Raw genomic sequence first — 15934 nt, forward strand, 5'->3', positions numbered from 1 at the left:
TCGCGGCGGGTGGGCGCCCGGGGTTCCGGGGCGGGTGGGGGGGCGTGGCGGTGGGGTGGGTGCCGTGGGCGGCCCCCCCCTTGCCGGCGGGGGGGCGGCCTCCCCATGTCGACGACCCCTGTTCGCTACTCGCCCCCGTAGGGGTTCACCGCCTCCGCGCCGGTGCGGACCGTGCGCAGGCGCGCCGCCTCGGCGACGCCCGCGCAACCGGACAGACCGAGGGCGTCCCGCAGTTCGTCCGCCAGCAGTGCGAGCACGCGGGCCGCGCCCGCCTCGCCGGCTGTGGCCAGGCCCCACATCAGCGGCCGCCCCACCAGGACACCGTCGGCGCCGAGCGCGAGCGCCCGCAGCACGTCGGTGCCCCCGCGTACTCCGCTGTCCATCAGCACCTGACAGTGCGCCCCGACCGCCTTCGCCACCGGCCCCAGCGCCTCGACGCCGGGGAGGGCGCCGTCGAGCTGACGGCCACCGTGGTTGGAGACCACGACCGCGTCCACCCCGGCCTCCGCCGCCCGCACCGCGTCCTCCGGCGCGAGCACGCCCTTGAGCACGAGCGGCAGGCTCGTCCACTCCCGCAGCGCGCGGACGGTACGCCAGGTCACCGAGGAGGAGAACGCCTGCCGGGTGTGGGCGGCCACTGCGGACACCTCGTCCCCGGGACGGCGGTGCGCCGCGGACTCCGCGCCGTGCGCGAGGTGCTCCGCCGTCACCTGTGCCGGCAGCGTGAAGCGGTTGCGTATGTCGCGGATCCGGCGCCCCATCCAGGGCACGTCGACCGTGAGCACGATCGCCTCGCAGCCCGCGTCCTCCGCCCGGCGCACCAGGTTCAGGGACCGTTCCGCCTCCCGCAGCCAGTACAACTGGAACCACACGGTGCCCCCGAGGGCGGTCAGTTCCTCGACCGGGACGCTGCTCATCGTGGTGGCGGTGAAGGGCACACCGGCCGTCTTCGCCGCACGGGCGACGGCCAGTTCGCCCTCCGGGTGCAGCAGCCGCTGGTACGCCACCGGGGCGACGGCGACCGGCATGCTCACCGACCGGCCCAGCAGCGTGGCGTCCGTCGTGCACGCGGAGACGTCCCGCAGGATCCGGGGGACCACGAAGACGCGGTCGAACGCGGCGCGATTGGCGCGCAGCGTCGTCTCGGCACCGCTGCCACCCGCGACGAAGTCCCGGACATCGGCGGGCAGTACGGCCAGGGCCGCCTGTTCGAAGTCAGCCAGGGACTGGGCCCGTTCCGGCTCGGTGACGAACGGACTCACCACGCCGGCGCCGCCCGCCGTCGGCTCCGGATCAGGGCTGGAAGCCACGCTGACCCGTCCGCTCCAGTTCCACGGCCTCGTAGAGCGCCTTGATGTTGGAACTGCCGAAGGTCTCGGCGCCCTGCCGCTCGATGACCTCGAAGAACAGGGTGTGCTTCGGGTGGGTGGAGGCGGTGAAGATCTGGAACAACTGCCCGCCGTGGTCGGCGTCCGCGAGCACGTGCGTGGCCCGCAGGTCCGCCAGCCGCTGCGGATCCAGCTCGATGCGCTCGCCGAGCAGGTCGTAGTAGGCGGACGGCGTGTTCAGGAAATCGACTCCGCGACGCCCCAGCGCGCGTACGGATCGGACCGCGTCCCCGGACGAGAACGCCAGGTGCTGGACGCCCGCGCCCTGATGGCCCTTGAGGAACTCGTCGATCTGCCCGGGCTGGGCGGACGCGTCGGGTTGGATCAGCGTCAGGGTGACCGAGCCGGAGGGACTCTGCACGACCTTCGAGTCCATGGCCTGTGCGCCCACCACGATGTGCTCCTCGAAGACGTCGAGGAACCCGAGGGCGCGCATGTAGTAGTCCACGGTCGGTCCCAGGTCGCCGGCGTCGAGGCAGACGGCGACGTGGTCGATGTCCACCAGGCCCACGTCGTCGGCCCGTTCGTCGTGGCCGCGCAGCGCCGGCACGAACCCCGACGGCAGCCCCGGGCCCTCGCCGGGGGCGCGCTGCACCAGCGTGTGCACGACGTCGCCGAACCCTTCGAGCACGGCAGTGACCTCGGGTCCGCCCGCCGTGCCGGGGCCGCCTTCGGTGTGCCGGGTGGGACCGCGGCGGCCGCGGGCTCCACGGGCGACGGCGGCGGTGAACGCGGCTCGTACGTCCGCGGTGCGCAGCGCGATGTCGGCGACACCGTCACCGTGCGCGGCGACGTAGGCCGAGGCGGGGTGCTGATCCGAGGTGGCCTGGGTCAGCACCAGGGTGATCCGGCCGTGGCGCAGCGCGATGCTGCGGTGGTCGGCCGAACCGCCGGTGCCGCTGACCGTGAACGCGTACCGGTCGACCCAGTTGAATACCGCTTCCTCCAGATGTTCGACGTACAGCTCGACATAGTCGACGGAGAGGTCGCCGAGCGGATCCGCGGCCCCGGTACTCGATATATCCCGCATGTGTCCCCCAACCAGAAAAGGAACGAGTTTTCTGCACTGTAGGGCGCGGCCTGCGGAAAATGCCATGCGGGACGGGCTGCATTGGTTGGACGGGAAAGCGGAGCAGGCTCGATCCATATCGGTATTCGTCTGCTCTGGCAGTCGGAGGGCACTGCTTCATAAACTCGGTCCGCATTTCACTCGCACGTCGATGGCTTTTGGACGGAGTGATGTCTCATGGTGCGCACGATTGCCGTCGTCGGTACGGGGCTGATCGGCACCTCGGTGGCGCTCGCGGCGAGCCTGCGCGGAGTGACGGTCTTTCTCTCCGATCGTGACCCGACGGCCGCGCGGACGGCGGCCGCGCTGGGGGCCGGGCTGGCCGAGGAACCCGTCGGGCCGGTGGACCTGGCGGTCCTCGCGGTGCCGCCGAGTGCGGTCGGCGAGGTGCTCGCCGGGGCCCAGCGGCGGTTCCTGGCCCGCAGCTACACCGATGTGGCCAGCGTGAAGTCCGTGCCCGTGCGGATGGCCCTCAGCCACGCTCCCGACCCGGCCCGCTTCGTCGGCGGGCACCCGATGGCAGGACGCGAGCGGTCCGGTCCGCTGGCCGCGCGGGCCGACCTGTTCCACGGCCGGCCCTGGGCACTCACCCCGTCGGCGTGCACCTCCGACCTGGCGCTGGGGTTCGCCCGGGAGCTGGTGGAACTGTGCGGCGCGGTCCCGGTGTTGACCGGCAGCCGCGACCACGACGACGTCGTGGCCCTGACCTCGCACGTGCCGCACCTGGTGGCCAGTCTGATGGCCGCGCGACTGCGCGAAGGGCCCGACGGGATGTCCCGGTTCGCCGGGCAGGGGTTGCGGGACGTCACCCGGATCGCGGGCGGCGACTCCCGGCTCTGGGGCGACATCCTCCAGGCCAACGCCCCGGCCATCGCCGGGGTCGTCAGGGAACTGCACGCCGACCTGTCCCGTCTGGTGACGGCCTTCGACCTGCTGGCCGAGGCGGCGCCGGAGACCGTTTCCGGGTCCGACCCCACTCCTGGATCCACCCTCGGATCCACCCCCGACCTCAGCCTCGTCGCCGGCCCGAGCGGACGCGACCGCGGTCTGCGGGCGATGGTCGATCTGCTCGACCGGGGAGTCGAGGGCCTGGCCGTGTTGCCGGTCGTCGGGGCGGGCGGCGGGGTGACCGACGCCGGGATTGTGGTGGTCGTCCCCGGGCGTCCCGGCGCGCTGGGCGAACTGCTGCGTGTGGTGGGGGAGTTCGGAGTCGTCCCGGAGGAGACGGCGGTCCTGCCGGCCGGCGGTGACGCGGTCGGCGGCGCGCTGGAGATACGGATCCCGGTCCCGTCCGAGCTGGCGACACCCGTACTCCGTACCCTCCGTGGCGAGGGGTGGGCGGCCGAGCCGGAGACGCCGCCGAAGCCGGTGCCGACAGCGCCGACCGGGTCCCGGCGGCAAACATTCCACTTGCATGGCTCAGATCGATCTACCGGCAGAGCCGACGCACCCCTCTGACCCACGTGGCCACAGAAGTGTTTCGGCCAGTTGTGGCGAGGGTGACCTTCCGGCCGTCCGCGTGCACCCGGGTGGTACCGGCCACCGCCGGGACGTGAGCGCGGTGTGCTGAAGTGGAGGTACGAGGTGCCTTCCGGGCACGCGTCGACGTCGGCGGCGGTTCGCTCGGGTCCGTGACGCGCGTGCTTTCCGCCGGATCGCCACGTACTGGTTTGCGCTGTTTGGTCCGCGCGCAACCCGCGTCACTTTTTGCGTGGCCGCCATCGGAACTCGCTGACTCGTCCCCTCAGGCCTGCGCCCCGGCCTGTGCGTTTCAATATGTGGACAGTTCTCGGCCTGTCATCGCCCCCGGACGATTTCACGATGCCGAAATGGAGGATGTCTCAAAACGATCGATACACTCCGGCCCACCTGTCCGAAATCCAGACGACGGGCGACGGGATCGAGCCGGTATCCTGAAGGTATCGCTTCTTCCGCATCCGGCAGGGCTGTAACTCATCCCCCCACATCTGTATCGGTCGCCGGTATCGGCCGTCTGCATCGGCGCAGGCCCGAGGCGGTTCAAATTGAATCCTGAACCAATTGCGAGGGTTTCTCGAGTCGGCGGCATCGAGTGCGGCGCCGCCGTGCGTACGGAAATGGATCACGGGGGGTCCTTTGAAGTTCCGAGACGTGAATCTCAGTGAAAGGGACGCAGAACTACGACTGCTGCAGCAGATCTATTCGAGATCTGTGGACGGCAAGGGCGCGGTCGCTCTGGTGAACGCTCCTGTCGGCTGTGGGAAAACGGCTCTGATCCAGAGCTTCGCCGGTTGGGTCGGAACACAGGAAGGCCGTTTCCTCTCGGTGACGGCTTCCGCGAGCGAGCGATTCGACTGGCTCGGTCTCGTCGACCGGCTGATGAGCGCCATGCGGGCGGAGGGCATGGTGGAGTACCCCTTCGCCGCGGAGGACGGCGCGGGTGCTGTCGCCGGTCTCGCGGCGATCGAGGCCGGGCGGGTCCCGCTCGCCCTGCTCCAGCGCATCTGCCGCGCCGTCATCGGCTTCGCCGGCGAGGGGCCGCTGGTCATCGCGGTGGACGACGTGCACTTCGCGGACGACGCCTCACTGGACTGCCTCAGCTATCTCATCCGCCGTATCGACACGGCCCCGATCATGGTCGTGCTGACCGAGAGCTCCTGCCACGAGCAGGGCCTCGTGACCTTCCACGCCGAGACCCTGCACCTGCCCTCCAGCCACCGCGTCCGGCTGGGCACGCTCGGACTCGACGGTGTCGCCGGGCAGTTGGCCGCCCGCGGGGTCATCCCGCCCGGTGCCCGGGAGGCCGCCGAGCCGTGGACGCGCACGAGCGGCGGCAACCCGCTGCTGCTGCACGCCCTCATCGACGACGTGGCGGAGGACGGCAGACCGCAGGAACCCGGCGCGCCGGGCCGGAGGGCGGGCACCGGTCAGGACACGCCCGCACGGAACGGTTCCCCAGGGCGGGGCGCGTCGCGCCAGGAGCCCTCCGACGGCCAAGTCCCGCCGGACCGCGGGACGTTCACCGGCAAGGGCGCGACGGACCGTGACGCACCCACCGGCCAGGTTCCGTCGAACCGGTCGGCGGGCGGCAGCCACACCCCGTCCCGTCAGGACGTGCTCGGCGCCTCCCTCGCCGCGGCTCCGGAACAGACCGGAGACCGGCTGCTCCTGGACCCGGAGGCCGTCGGTGAACGGCCGTCCGACGGCGCGGCCCCGACCGTCGGGCGCGGTCCGGCCGGGCCGGCGCCCGTCGGTGTCCGTACACGCGTCCCGGTGCCGGGGGAGTCCTTCCGCTACGCGGTACTGCGCTGTCTGCACCGCGGCGAGGCGGCGCTGCTCTCCGCCGCCCGGGCGCTCGCCGTACTCGGTGAGCAGGCGAGCCCGGCGCTGGTCGCCGACCTCCTGGGCGAGGACATCACCTCGGTGCGTCGCAGCATCGCCGAACTGCACGCCGCCGGCCTGGTCTCCGGCGTGCGATTCCGGCACGAGCGCGCCCGGACCGCCGTCCTCGCCGACATCCCCACCAAGGACCTGTTCGCGATGCGGTCCGCGGCTGCCCACCTGCTCCACGAGAGCGGGGCCTCCGCCATCGCCGTGGCCGAACAGCTGCTCGCCACCCACGACCCCGGCGCCGCCGCCTGGCAGCCCGGCATCCTCCGGCGCGCCGCCCGGGACGCCCGGGACGCCGGAGACATCGGCACGGCCGTCGAGTACCTGCGGCACGCCTCCGGCATCTGCACGGACCCGGGGCAGGAGGCCGCGGTGACCGCCGCGCTCGCCGAGACACAGTGGCTGATCGACCCGCCGAGAGCCTCCCGGTACCTCCCGCAGCTCGACCGCATGGTGCGCGACGGCCGGTTGCCCGTGTCCCAGGCCCTGGTGGCCGTCGAACAGCTCGCCTGGCGCGGCGACTTCGCCCAGGCCGACACACTGCTGCGGATCATCGAGGGCCGGGCCGCCGCCGAGCCCGCCGATCACTGGGACGGCGTCGGCCCGGCCTCGTCCGCCGTCCGGGCGGGTCTGCGGCTGGTCCGGCTCCAACTCTCCTTCTGGCAGCCCGGGTCGGAGGGCGATCCCCGGGCCGACCCGCCGCCCGGACCGGACCTCATGTCCACGGTCCCCGCCCGGCTCCCGGCCGGGGCCATGGTCGACCTGACGGCGGGGGTGGTCACGTCGGAGCACGGTCCGCCGGGAACACGCGGCATCGCCCCCGTCGCCCGCCTGGCGAGCCCACCCACCGGACTGTTCCTCCGTACGACCGAGGGACGCCGCACGGACGACCCCGAGTCGTGGCCCCGACGACTGCTGGAAGAACCGGGAAACCGGCGCGTGCCCATGCGGCGTGCCCTGCTCGAAGCACACGCCGCGGCAGAGGCGCTCCGCGTCGGCGACATCCCCTCGGCGGCCGAGGCGGCCCGGGCGTCGCTGACCCTGGTCGGCTCCGAGGCATGGGGTGTCGTGATCGGCGTTCCGCTGTCCCTGGCGGTGCGGGCGGCGACAACGGGCGGCGACTTCGACACCGCCATGGCGTACCTCGACGTGCCCGTGCCCGCGGCCATGTTCGAGACGCCCTTCGCCCTGCCCTACCTCCATTCGCTCGGCCGCCACCACCTCGGTGCGGGACGGCCGGGCGCCGCGTTGCGGCACTTCGAGACCTGTGGGGAGCTGATGGCGCGGTGGGGGCTCGACCTGCCCGAACTCGTGGACTGGCGGGCGGGCGTGGCGGCCGCGCTCGAAGCGACGGGTGACAGCGTTCGCGGACGGGAGACCTATCGGCGCCGACCTGCCCCGCGCGGGGAGGAACCACGGCTCGGGGTGAGCGACGAGCCCTGGCAGCTGAGCGGCGACGGGCCCCGCTCCGCATTCGCGACCCTCCGCGCGTTGGTCGCCACCAGCGCCCCGGACGAGCGGCTGCCCCTGCTCCAGGAGGCGTTGCGGCTCCTGGAGGCCGGCGGTGACACGGAGTTCAGGCGACCATCGGCCGATACGGAGGCCGTACGGTCGGCGTACCGGGACACCGCCGAGCGGGAGCGCGCCTGGCCCTGGGAAGCTCCGACGGGCCGCCCGGAACCGGAGGAACTGCCGCAGCACCACCGTTCCGCGGACGCCGAGCCCTTCCGTGAACCCACCGGTGAGCTGTTCTCCACGAACGGCGTGCCGGACTCGTTGCTCGAACTCACCTCGGCGGAACTGAGGGTGGGCGCGCTCGCCGCGTCCGGCTGCACCAACCGGGAGATCGCCGGCAAGCTCTTCATCACCGTCAGCACGGTCGAGCAGCATCTGACGAAAATCTACCGGAAACTGAAGGTACGCAGACGAAAGGATCTGCCGACGGAGCTCCGAAGTTTCACGGATCTCCCCTGCGCACCCAACGGAGGGTAAAAACGTACGGCATTGTCGGCCGCCAGGGAAATGCCTCGGCAACTCCCCGTCCAAGTGAGCATTTTGGCGTGTTGGACAGCATTGTGACGCCGGTTGGAATCATGTGATCCTGGCCGCCGAAATCAACACGCCGAAATGCGAACCGCCGAGGGGATATCCATGGCCGGACGGAGCCTGGACGACTATGCGCGGCTGACCCGAGAAGACCCGGTGCCCGTCCTCCCGGAATTCCGCACGGAGCCGGGGGCGACGGAGGCCGGGCCCGATCTGCGCAGAAGCGAGCTGCACCGCAGCCTCGCCGACCCGGTCCTCGACACGATGAACTTCCTGAACGAGGTCACGCACCGCTACCCGGACGCGATCTCCTTCGCCCCCGGACGGCCCTACGACGGGTTCTTCGACACGGAGCGGATCTTCGCCTATCTCCGTACGTACCTGGATCAACTGGAGGCCCAGGGCCGGTCGCGGGACGAGATACGGACCGCCATGTACCAGTACGGCCCGACGGCGGGGCAGATCCGCGACATCGTCGCCGACTCGCTGCACGTGGACGAGGACATCGACGTGCCGGCCGAGTCGATCGTCATCACGGTCGGCGCCCAGGAGGCCATGCTGCTGGTGCTGCGGGCCCTCTTCCGCGGCCCGGACGACGTCCTCCTGGTGGCCAGCCCCTGTTATGTGGGCATCACCGGCGCGGCCCGGCTGCTGGACGTGTCGGTCACCGCCGTGGCGGAGCGGGAGGACGGGCTCGCCTGCGCCGACGTCGAGGCGGCGATCCGGCGGGAGCGGGCGGCGGGGCGCAGGCCCCGTGCCGTCTACGTGGTCCCCGACCACTCCAACCCCTCCGGCACCACGATGGACGCGGCGAGCCGGGCCGCGCTCCTGGAACTGGCCGAACACCACGGCATCCTGGTCATCGAGGACAGCCCCTACCGCTGGGTGAGCCCGGGGACACCGCTCCCGACCCTGAAGTCCCTGGACCGCTCCCGCACGGTCGTGCACCTCGGCTCCTTCGCCAAGACCGTCTTCCCGGGAGCGCGGGTCGGGTTCGTGGTCGCCGACCAGAGCGTGGCCGACGACACGGGCCGCATCGGTCTCCTCGCGGACGAACTCGCCAAGATCAAGAGCATGGTGACGGTCAACACCTCGTCGCTCAGCCAGGCCGCCGTCGCCGGAGCCCTGCTGTCGGCGGCCGGCCGGATCTCGGAACTGAACGCGGAACCCGCCGCCCACTACGGGCAGGCCATGAGCTCCACGCTGCGCCGGCTGGACCTCCGCCTGCCGGCCGCCCGGCGTGCGGAACTCGGCGTGCGGTGGAACGAACCGACCGGCGGATTCTTCCTCACCGTCCATGTCCCTTTCCCGGCGGACAACGCGGCCCTGACCCGGTCCGCGCAGGACTTCGGCGTCATCTGGACGCCGATGAACTACTTCTATCCACAGGGCGGCGGCCTCGATTCCCTTCGACTGTCCACGAGTTATCTGACGGACGCGGACATCGAAGAGGGCATCGACCGGCTCGCCCGATTCATCGAGGCGTACAGCGCGCAGGCGCGCTGAAGAAACGCACTCACGTCAGTTCACCATCGTTTCCCGACCGTTCCACGGAGAAAGGCGACGAGGACAAGTGACCGCTGTCAGCGCACGGAAACCGCGCGGCAAGCCGCGTATGTGGGGGTGGACCTTCCGATGACCACAAGCCTCGGCCGACTCGACGGCCTCGACCGGCTCGACGCGCTCGACCGACGTCCGGTGCTGACCGGCGACGGGGCCCTGAAGACGCCGTACCGGCCGCGGATCGTGGGCGTGGGCACCGCCACGTCGCCCACCGTCTACACCCAGCAGGAGGTGCTCGACGCCTTCGCCATCACCGACGCCAGGATCGGCTCCGTCTTCCGCAACAGCGCCATCGACCGGCGCCATCTGACCCTGCCCGAACCGGACACCGACGGCGTCCGCCGGCCGGAGCCGCAGGGCGATCTGCTGGACAAGCACAAGGCCATGGCCGTCGGCATGGGCGCCGAGGCGCTGCGCGCCTGCCTGAAGCGGGCCGGTGCCGAACTCTCCGACCTGCGCCATCTGTGCTGCGTCTCCTCCACCGGTTTCCTCACCCCCGGCCTGAGCGCTCTGATGATCCGTGAACTCGGCATCGACCGCCACTGCGGCCGCAGCGACATCGTCGGCATGGGCTGCAACGCGGGCCTCAACGCGCTGAACGTGGTGGCGGGCTGGTCCGCCGCCCACCCCGGCGAACTCGCCGTCGTCCTGTGCGCGGAGGCGTGCTCCGCCGCGTACGCGATGGACTCCTCGATGCGTACCGCGGTCGTCAACAGCCTCTTCGGCGACGGAGCCGGCGCGATCGCCCTGCTGTCCGGGCCGGGTGACGAGGTGTCGGGGGCCACCGAAGGGCCGGCCGTCCTGAAGTTCGCCAGCTGCATCATCCCGGACGCCATCGACGCGATGCGCTACGACTGGGACCGCGAGCTGGACCGGTTCAGCTTCTACCTCGACCCGCAGATCCCGTACGTCGTCGGCGCGCACGCCGAGATCGTCGTCGACCGGCTGCTGGCCGGCACCGGCCTGCGGCGCAGCGACATCGGTCACTGGCTGGTCCACTCCGGCGGCAAGAAGGTCATCGACGCGGTCAGCGTCAACCTCCGGCTGACCCGCCACGACCTGCGGCACACCACCGGGGTCCTCAGGGACTACGGCAACGTGTCGAGCGGCTCGTTCCTGTTCTCCTACGAACGGCTTCTCGACGAGCAGGTGACAACGCCCGGTGACTACGGGGTGCTGATGACGATGGGTCCGGGATCCACGCTCGAGACGGCGCTGGTCCAGTGGTGACGACGGGGGAGAACGCCGTGCGAGACATGAGTGACGTACTGACCGCGACCGTGGACGGGACCCGGCCGCTGAGCCTCGGGACCGTCAAGGACCTGTCCGTCCTGTGCGACCGGGCCGAGGACCGGGACCCCGGGGGGATCGTCACCCTGCGGGTCACCGGCGCGCCCGAGCCGGGCTGGACAGGCGCTCTGGACGTGGCTCTGGTCAGCAAGTGGGAGCGGGTGCTGCGGAGGCTGGAACGACTGCCCGCAGCGGTCGTCGCCCTCGCCGACGGCGACTGCGGGGGAACGGCGCTCGACGCGTTCCTCGTCGCCGACATCCGTATCGCGACCCCGGACGTCCGGCTCCTCGTGTCCTTCGACGGAGAGTCCACCTGGCCCGGCATGGCGACCTATCGGCTCGTCCGCCTCGCCGGTGCGGCCCGCGTCCGCCGCGCCGTGCTCTACGGGCAGCCGCTCTCCGCGTCCGACGCCCTCGAAGCGGGCATCGCCGACGAACTCGCCGAGAACGCGGACGCGGCGGCGGCCGCCGCGGACCAGCTGATCGAAGAGCTGTCCGGCAAGGAGATCGCCATCCGCCGTCAGCTGCTGTTCGACGCCCAGCACACCAGTTTCGAGGACGCCCTCGGGCCGCACCTGGCGGCCTGCGACCGCGTACTTCGACGCGGCGCCGCCGACGAGGTGGCCGCATGACGACGGCACCGCCCAGGCCGGGGCCCGTGCTCGACGGCTGGCAGCGGCTGAGCGACACCGTGCGGCAGACCGAGAGGACGCTGTCGGCGCTGCCCGCTCCGGCGGACCGCACCGCCGCACAACGGGCTGCGGCCGACGCCGTGAAGAACCGGGCACGCGCCGAGCGGGCCGGGTTCCTCGACGCCCACGCCGACGCCGTCTACGACCGCCTCACCGACGGACGTGCCCGCGAACTCCGCATCGGCGAACTGGTCGAGGCCGCCGCGACCGCCTACCCCGGTCTCGTGCCCGCGAAGTCTCTGCTGGCGCGGGAGCGGGACCGCCGACAGGCGGACAAGGAAGGCCACGAGATCGACCAGGGCATCTTCCTGCGGGCCGTCCTGCGCTCACCCGTCGCCGGACCCCACCTCCTGGCGGCCATGCTCCGCCCCACGGACCGCGCGCTCGCGCTGCTCCCGGAGTTCCGCCGGACGGGAGTTGTACGGACGACGGCCGTACGACTGGAGCGGCGCGACGGGGTCGCCCGGCTGACCCTCTGCCGGGACGACCGCCTCAACGCCGAGGACGACCAGCAGGTCGACGACATGGAGACCGCCGTCGACCTGGCCCTGCTGGACCCCGAGGTCCGGGTGGGTCTGGTGCGCGGTGGCGAGATGAGCCACCCCCGCTACCGGGGCAGGAGGGTCTTCAGCGCGGGCATCAACCTGAAGAACCTCAGTTCCGGCGACATCTCCCTGGTCGACTTCCTGCTCCGCCGCGAACTGGGCTACCTGCACAAGCTGGTCCGCGGGATCCGCACCGAGAACCCCGCCGCCTGGCACACGCCGTACACCGAGAAGCCCTGGGTCGCGGCCGTCGACGGCTTCGCGATCGGCGGCGGCGCCCAGCTGCTGCTCGTCTTCGACCACGTCCTGGCCGCCTCCGACGCCTACCTCAGCCTGCCGGCCGCCAAGGAGGGCATCATCCCGGGCGTCGCCAACTTCCGCCTCGGCCGGTACGTCGGACCGCGGCTGTCCCGCCAGATCGTCCTGGAGGGACGCCGGATCCGGGCAGCGGAACCGGCGGCCCGGCTGCTGGTCGACGAGGTGGTGGAGCCGGAGGAACTGGACGCCGCCGTGGAGCGCTCCCTGGCCCGGTTCGACGGTGACGCGGTGCTGGCCAACCGGCACATGCTCAACCTCGCCGACGAACCGGCCGACGCCTTCCGCGCGTACATGGCCGAGTTCGCGCTCCAGCAGGCGCTGCGGCTCTACGGGGCCGACGTGATCGACAAGGTGGGCCGGTTCGCGGCGGGCTCCTCGTGACGGCGGGCGCCGGCGACGCCGACCGCCCGCGGGTGCGGTACGAGAAGAAGGACGGCGTCGCCCGCGTCACGCTGGACCGGCCCGAGGTCCTCAACGCCATGGACCTGCGCACGCACGAGGAACTCGCCGCGGTCTGGGACGACGTGGAGGCCGACGACGAGGTCCGCGCCGTGGTCCTGACCGGCGCCGGGGACCGGGCGTTCTCCGTCGGCCAGGACCTCAGGGAACGCGCCCGGCTCACCGCGGCCGGAACGGCGCCTACGACGTTCGGCAGCCGCGGTCTGCCCGGCTGGCCACGGCTCACCGAACGGTTCTCCCTGTCCAAGCCCGTCCTGGCACGCGTGCGGGGCTACGCACTCGGCGGCGGCTTCGAACTGGTCCTGGCCTGCGACCTGGTCGTCGCCGCCACGGACGCGGTGTTCGCCCTCCCCGAGGCGCGGCTGGGGCTGGTCCCCGGCGCGGGCGGCGCTTTCCGGCTGGCCCGGCAGCTGCCCCTGAAGACCGCCATGGGACATCTCCTCACCGGCCGTCGGATGGACGCGGCCACCGCACTCCGCCTCGGTCTGGTCAACGAGGTCGTAGAACCGGGGGAGTTGGACGAGCGGGTCACCGCCTGGACCGACGACCTGGTCCGCAGCGCCCCGCTGTCGGTGCGGGCCATCAAGGAGTCCGTGATGCGCTCGCTCGACCGCCCCCTGGAAGAGGCCTTCGCCACCCGCTACGCCTGGGAGGAACGGCGTATGCACAGCGCGGACGCGCAGGAGGGCCCCCGGGCCTTCGCGGAGGGGCGTGACCCGGTCTGGTCCGGGCAGTGACCGTGCCGCGGTCCACGCGCTGAAGCCATCAGCCGTCAGGGAGGAGCACACCGATGCCGAGGGCACACGTGAACGGAGTCGATCTCTGGTTCGACGACCACGGTCGTGGTGAGCCGGTCGTGATGGTGCCCGGCACCGGTACGCCCGGCCGCGTGTGGCGCGCCCACCAGGTGCCCGCGCTGCGGCAGGCGGGCCTTCGGGTGATCACCGTGGACAACCGGGGCAGCGGACTGACCGCCGCCGGCGCGGCGGGGTTCACCCTCGGCGACATGGTCGCGGACGTCGCGGCCCTGATCGAGCACCTGGGGGAGGGGCCCTGCCGGGTGGTCGGCCACTCGCTGGGCGGGATCATCGCGCAGGAACTCCTGCTCGCCCGGCCCGACCTCGTCAGCCGGGCGGTCCTGATGTCGAGCTGCGGCCGCGCCGACGAGCTGATCAGGGCCATGGCCGCGGCCGACCTCGAACTCGCCGACAGCGGAGTCGAACTCCCGCCTGCGGTCTCCGCCTACCAGCTCGCGCTGCAGAACCTCTCCCCGCGCACCCTCAACGACGAGGAGAGGCTGCGGGACTGGCTGGCCGTGCTGGAGATGAGCACGCCCGACCCGGCGGCGGTCCGTCGCCAACTCGGCATGGAGGTCATCCCGAACCGTCTGGCGCACTACCGGGCGATCGACCGCCCCTGCCTGGTCATCGGCTTCCAGGACGACCTGGTCGTCCGCCCGCACCTGTCCCGCGAACTCGCCGAGGCGATACCGCGGGCGCGGTACACGGAGATACCGGACTGCGGTCACTACGGCTACCTGGAGTGTCCGGACACCGTGAACAAGACCCTGACCGACTTCCTGACGGCGTGAGCCGGCCGCTCAGCCGTGTGCCCGGCGGGAATCGGATCCCGCCGGGCACACACTGCGGAGGCGTCCCCCTAGTCGCGGACCGAAACCCGCTCCGCCTCCTGGGATGTGGACTTGGCGACCACCACGGACCGCTGCCGACGCCGGGTGCGCAGGCCGGGGAGGGAGATCAGGAGACCCGCGGCGGCGATGCCCGTGACCACGATCAGGCCCGGGCGGTAGCTGTCCAGGACCGCTTGCGGGTCGGCGTTCCCGGGAGCGCCCGCCGTGACCACCGCCGTCACGACGGCCAGGAAGATCGCGCCGCCCACCTGCACCGAGGTGTTGAGCAGCCCGGAGACCATGCCCTGTTCGTGGTCCTCGACGCCGTTGGTGGCCTGGATGTTGAGCGACGGGAAGATCAGCGCGAAGGCCCCGCCGATCAGCACCATCGACGGCAGGATCAGCGTCGCGTACGTCGGGTCGAGACTGACGCGCAGGAACAGCGCGTATCCGGTGATCATGAGTACGAAGCCCACGACGATCAGCCGCTGCGTGCCGAACCGGTCGACGATCGCGCCCATCTTCGTCGCGGACAGGGCGACGATCGCACCCGCGGGCAGGAAGGCGAGCGCGGTGTGCAGCGCCGACCAGCCGAGCAGGGACTGCATGTACAACGTCACCAGGAACTGGAACCCGACGTACGAGCCGAACATCGCCATCGCGCCGAGCTGGGCGCGGAGTTGGTTGCCGGAACGCAGTACACCGAGCCGGATCAGCGGACCGGCCGAGCGTCGCTCGATCCGTACGAAGACGGTCAGCATGACGGCGACCGCGAGGAAGGACAGCAGGGTGCGGGCCGAGCCCCAGCCGGACTCCGGTGCCTGGACGACCGTGTAGACGAGCAGCAGCATCGACGCGGTGCCGAGGACGGCGCCGGGGATGTCGTAGCCGTTGTGGTCCTTCTCGCGCTCGCTGCGCGGCAGCAGCTTCAGGCCGACCAGCAGGGCGATCACGGCGATGGGCGCGGGCAGCAGCATGGTCAGCCGCCAGCTGGCCTCGGTGAGCAGGCCGGACAGCACCAGGCCCATCGAGAAGCCGGTGGCCGCGCAGGTGGTGTAGATCGACAGGGCCCGGTTGCGCAGCGGGCCCTCGGCGAAGGTCGTGGTGATGATCGACAGGCCGGCGGGGGCCGTGAAGGCCGCGCTCAGGCCCTTGATGAAGCGGCTGGCGATCAGCAGCGGGCCCGAGTCGACGAGGCCGCCGAGCAGCGAGGCGAGTGCGAAGACGCCGAGGGCGATGAGGAAGACCTGGCGGCGGCCGAGCAGGTCGGCGGTGCGACCGCCGAGCAGCAGCAGACCGCCGTAGCCGAGGATGTAGCCGCTGACGATCCATTGCAGCGTCGAGGTGGACAGGTCGAGGTCGGAGCCGATGGACGGCAGGGCCACGCCGACCATGGACACGTCCAGCGCGTCCAGGAACATCGCGGCGCAGAGCACCAGCAGGGTGCCCCAGAGCCGGGGAGTCCAGCGTCCGTCGGACGCGGGGATGGTGAGCGGTGAGGTCATGTCCGCAGACACTACATGCACATGCATGGAATGCAAACGCATTTAATGTACGTGCAATAA

11 protein-coding genes are annotated in these 15934 nt (G+C 71.7%); 8 read left to right on the forward strand and 3 right to left on the reverse strand.

All coding sequences use genetic code 11. The annotated features are described in order from the left end of the window. Window positions 1–125: 125 nt before the first annotated feature. Window positions 126–1265 carry an alpha-hydroxy acid oxidase gene (locus ACIP6U_RS42725; protein WP_401728549.1) on the reverse strand — a complete coding sequence of 380 codons (1140 nt, stop codon included), beginning with the start codon at window positions 1263–1265 and terminating at the stop codon, window positions 126–128. Between the two features lie 28 nt (window positions 1266–1293). Further along, window positions 1294–2418 (reverse strand): 4-hydroxyphenylpyruvate dioxygenase, encoded by a 1125-nt coding sequence (gene hppD / locus ACIP6U_RS42730; protein ID WP_401728335.1) that lies wholly within the window; start codon window positions 2416–2418, stop codon window positions 1294–1296. A gap of 216 nt (window positions 2419–2634) precedes the next feature. Here hppD and ACIP6U_RS42735 point away from each other — a divergent pair, with 216 nt between their 5' ends. The 8 genes from ACIP6U_RS42735 to ACIP6U_RS42770 all read left to right on the forward strand — a co-directional run bounded on the left by ACIP6U_RS42735 (window position 2635) and on the right by ACIP6U_RS42770 (window position 14330). After that, a complete protein-coding gene (locus tag ACIP6U_RS42735; protein ID WP_401728336.1) occupies window positions 2635–3915 on the forward strand; it encodes a prephenate dehydrogenase in 1281 nt (426 codons plus the stop codon). A 672-nt stretch (window positions 3916–4587) separates the two neighbouring features. Then, on the forward strand, window positions 4588–7818 hold the full coding sequence (locus ACIP6U_RS42740) for an AAA family ATPase (protein WP_401728337.1): 3231 nt from the start codon (window positions 4588–4590) through the stop codon (window positions 7816–7818). 159 nt (window positions 7819–7977) lie between these two features. Further along, entirely contained in the window at window positions 7978–9378 is a 1401-nt protein-coding gene (locus tag ACIP6U_RS42745; RefSeq protein WP_401728338.1) for a PLP-dependent aminotransferase family protein, read from the forward strand. Between the two features lie 129 nt (window positions 9379–9507). Then, a complete protein-coding gene (gene dpgA / locus ACIP6U_RS42750; protein WP_401728339.1) occupies window positions 9508–10665 on the forward strand; it encodes a 3,5-dihydroxyphenylacetyl-CoA synthase DpgA in 1158 nt (385 codons plus the stop codon). A 26-nt stretch (window positions 10666–10691) separates the two neighbouring features. Further along, window positions 10692–11357, forward strand: coding sequence for an enoyl-CoA-hydratase DpgB (dpgB, locus tag ACIP6U_RS42755; protein ID WP_401728340.1), 666 nt, complete (start codon window positions 10692–10694; stop codon window positions 11355–11357). Next, the gene (dpgC, locus tag ACIP6U_RS42760; RefSeq protein WP_401728341.1) at window positions 11354–12661 is read left to right on the forward strand and encodes a (3,5-dihydroxyphenyl)acetyl-CoA 1,2-dioxygenase DpgC; all 1308 of its coding nucleotides are present in this window, start codon (window positions 11354–11356) and stop codon (window positions 12659–12661) included. Before dpgB ends, dpgC begins: the two co-directional genes overlap by 4 nt. Continuing rightward, window positions 12658–13476, forward strand: a complete 819-nt coding sequence (gene dpgD / locus ACIP6U_RS42765; protein WP_401728342.1) for an enoyl-CoA-hydratase DpgD — start codon at window positions 12658–12660, stop codon at window positions 13474–13476. The genes dpgC and dpgD overlap by 4 nt, the downstream gene beginning before the upstream one ends. A gap of 53 nt (window positions 13477–13529) precedes the next feature. Continuing rightward, window positions 13530–14330: an alpha/beta fold hydrolase gene (locus tag ACIP6U_RS42770; RefSeq protein ID WP_401728343.1), complete on the forward strand. Its 801-nt coding sequence runs from the start codon at window positions 13530–13532 to the stop codon at window positions 14328–14330. A 68-nt stretch (window positions 14331–14398) separates the two neighbouring features. Here the strand turns inward: ACIP6U_RS42770 and ACIP6U_RS42775 are convergent, their stop codons facing one another. Continuing rightward, window positions 14399–15874, reverse strand: a complete 1476-nt coding sequence (locus ACIP6U_RS42775) for an MFS transporter (protein WP_401728345.1) — start codon at window positions 15872–15874, stop codon at window positions 14399–14401. Between the last annotated feature and the right edge of the window lie 60 nt (window positions 15875–15934).

The sequence above is a fragment of the Streptomyces sp. NPDC088794 genome (genome assembly GCF_044750545.1).
GTDB lineage: Bacteria > Actinomycetota > Actinomycetes > Streptomycetales > Streptomycetaceae > Streptomyces.

Excerpts from the sequence above, each read along its gene's own strand:
- dpgC (WP_401728341.1), top strand. The coding sequence starts at position 11,354 with ATGACGACGGCACCGCCCAGGCCGGGGCCCGTGCTCGACGGCTGGCAG.
- ACIP6U_RS42770 (WP_401728343.1), top strand. The coding sequence starts at position 13,530 with ATGCCGAGGGCACACGTGAACGGAGTCGATCTCTGGTTCGACGACCAC.
- dpgB (WP_401728340.1), top strand. The coding sequence starts at position 10,692 with ATGAGTGACGTACTGACCGCGACCGTGGACGGGACCCGGCCGCTGAGC.
- ACIP6U_RS42775 (WP_401728345.1), bottom strand. The coding sequence starts at position 15,874 with ATGACCTCACCGCTCACCATCCCCGCGTCCGACGGACGCTGGACTCCC.
- hppD (WP_401728335.1), bottom strand. The coding sequence starts at position 2,418 with ATGCGGGATATATCGAGTACCGGGGCCGCGGATCCGCTCGGCGACCTC.
- ACIP6U_RS42735 (WP_401728336.1), top strand. The coding sequence starts at position 2,635 with ATGGTGCGCACGATTGCCGTCGTCGGTACGGGGCTGATCGGCACCTCG.
- ACIP6U_RS42745 (WP_401728338.1), top strand. The coding sequence starts at position 7,978 with ATGGCCGGACGGAGCCTGGACGACTATGCGCGGCTGACCCGAGAAGAC.
- dpgA (WP_401728339.1), top strand. The coding sequence starts at position 9,508 with ATGACCACAAGCCTCGGCCGACTCGACGGCCTCGACCGGCTCGACGCG.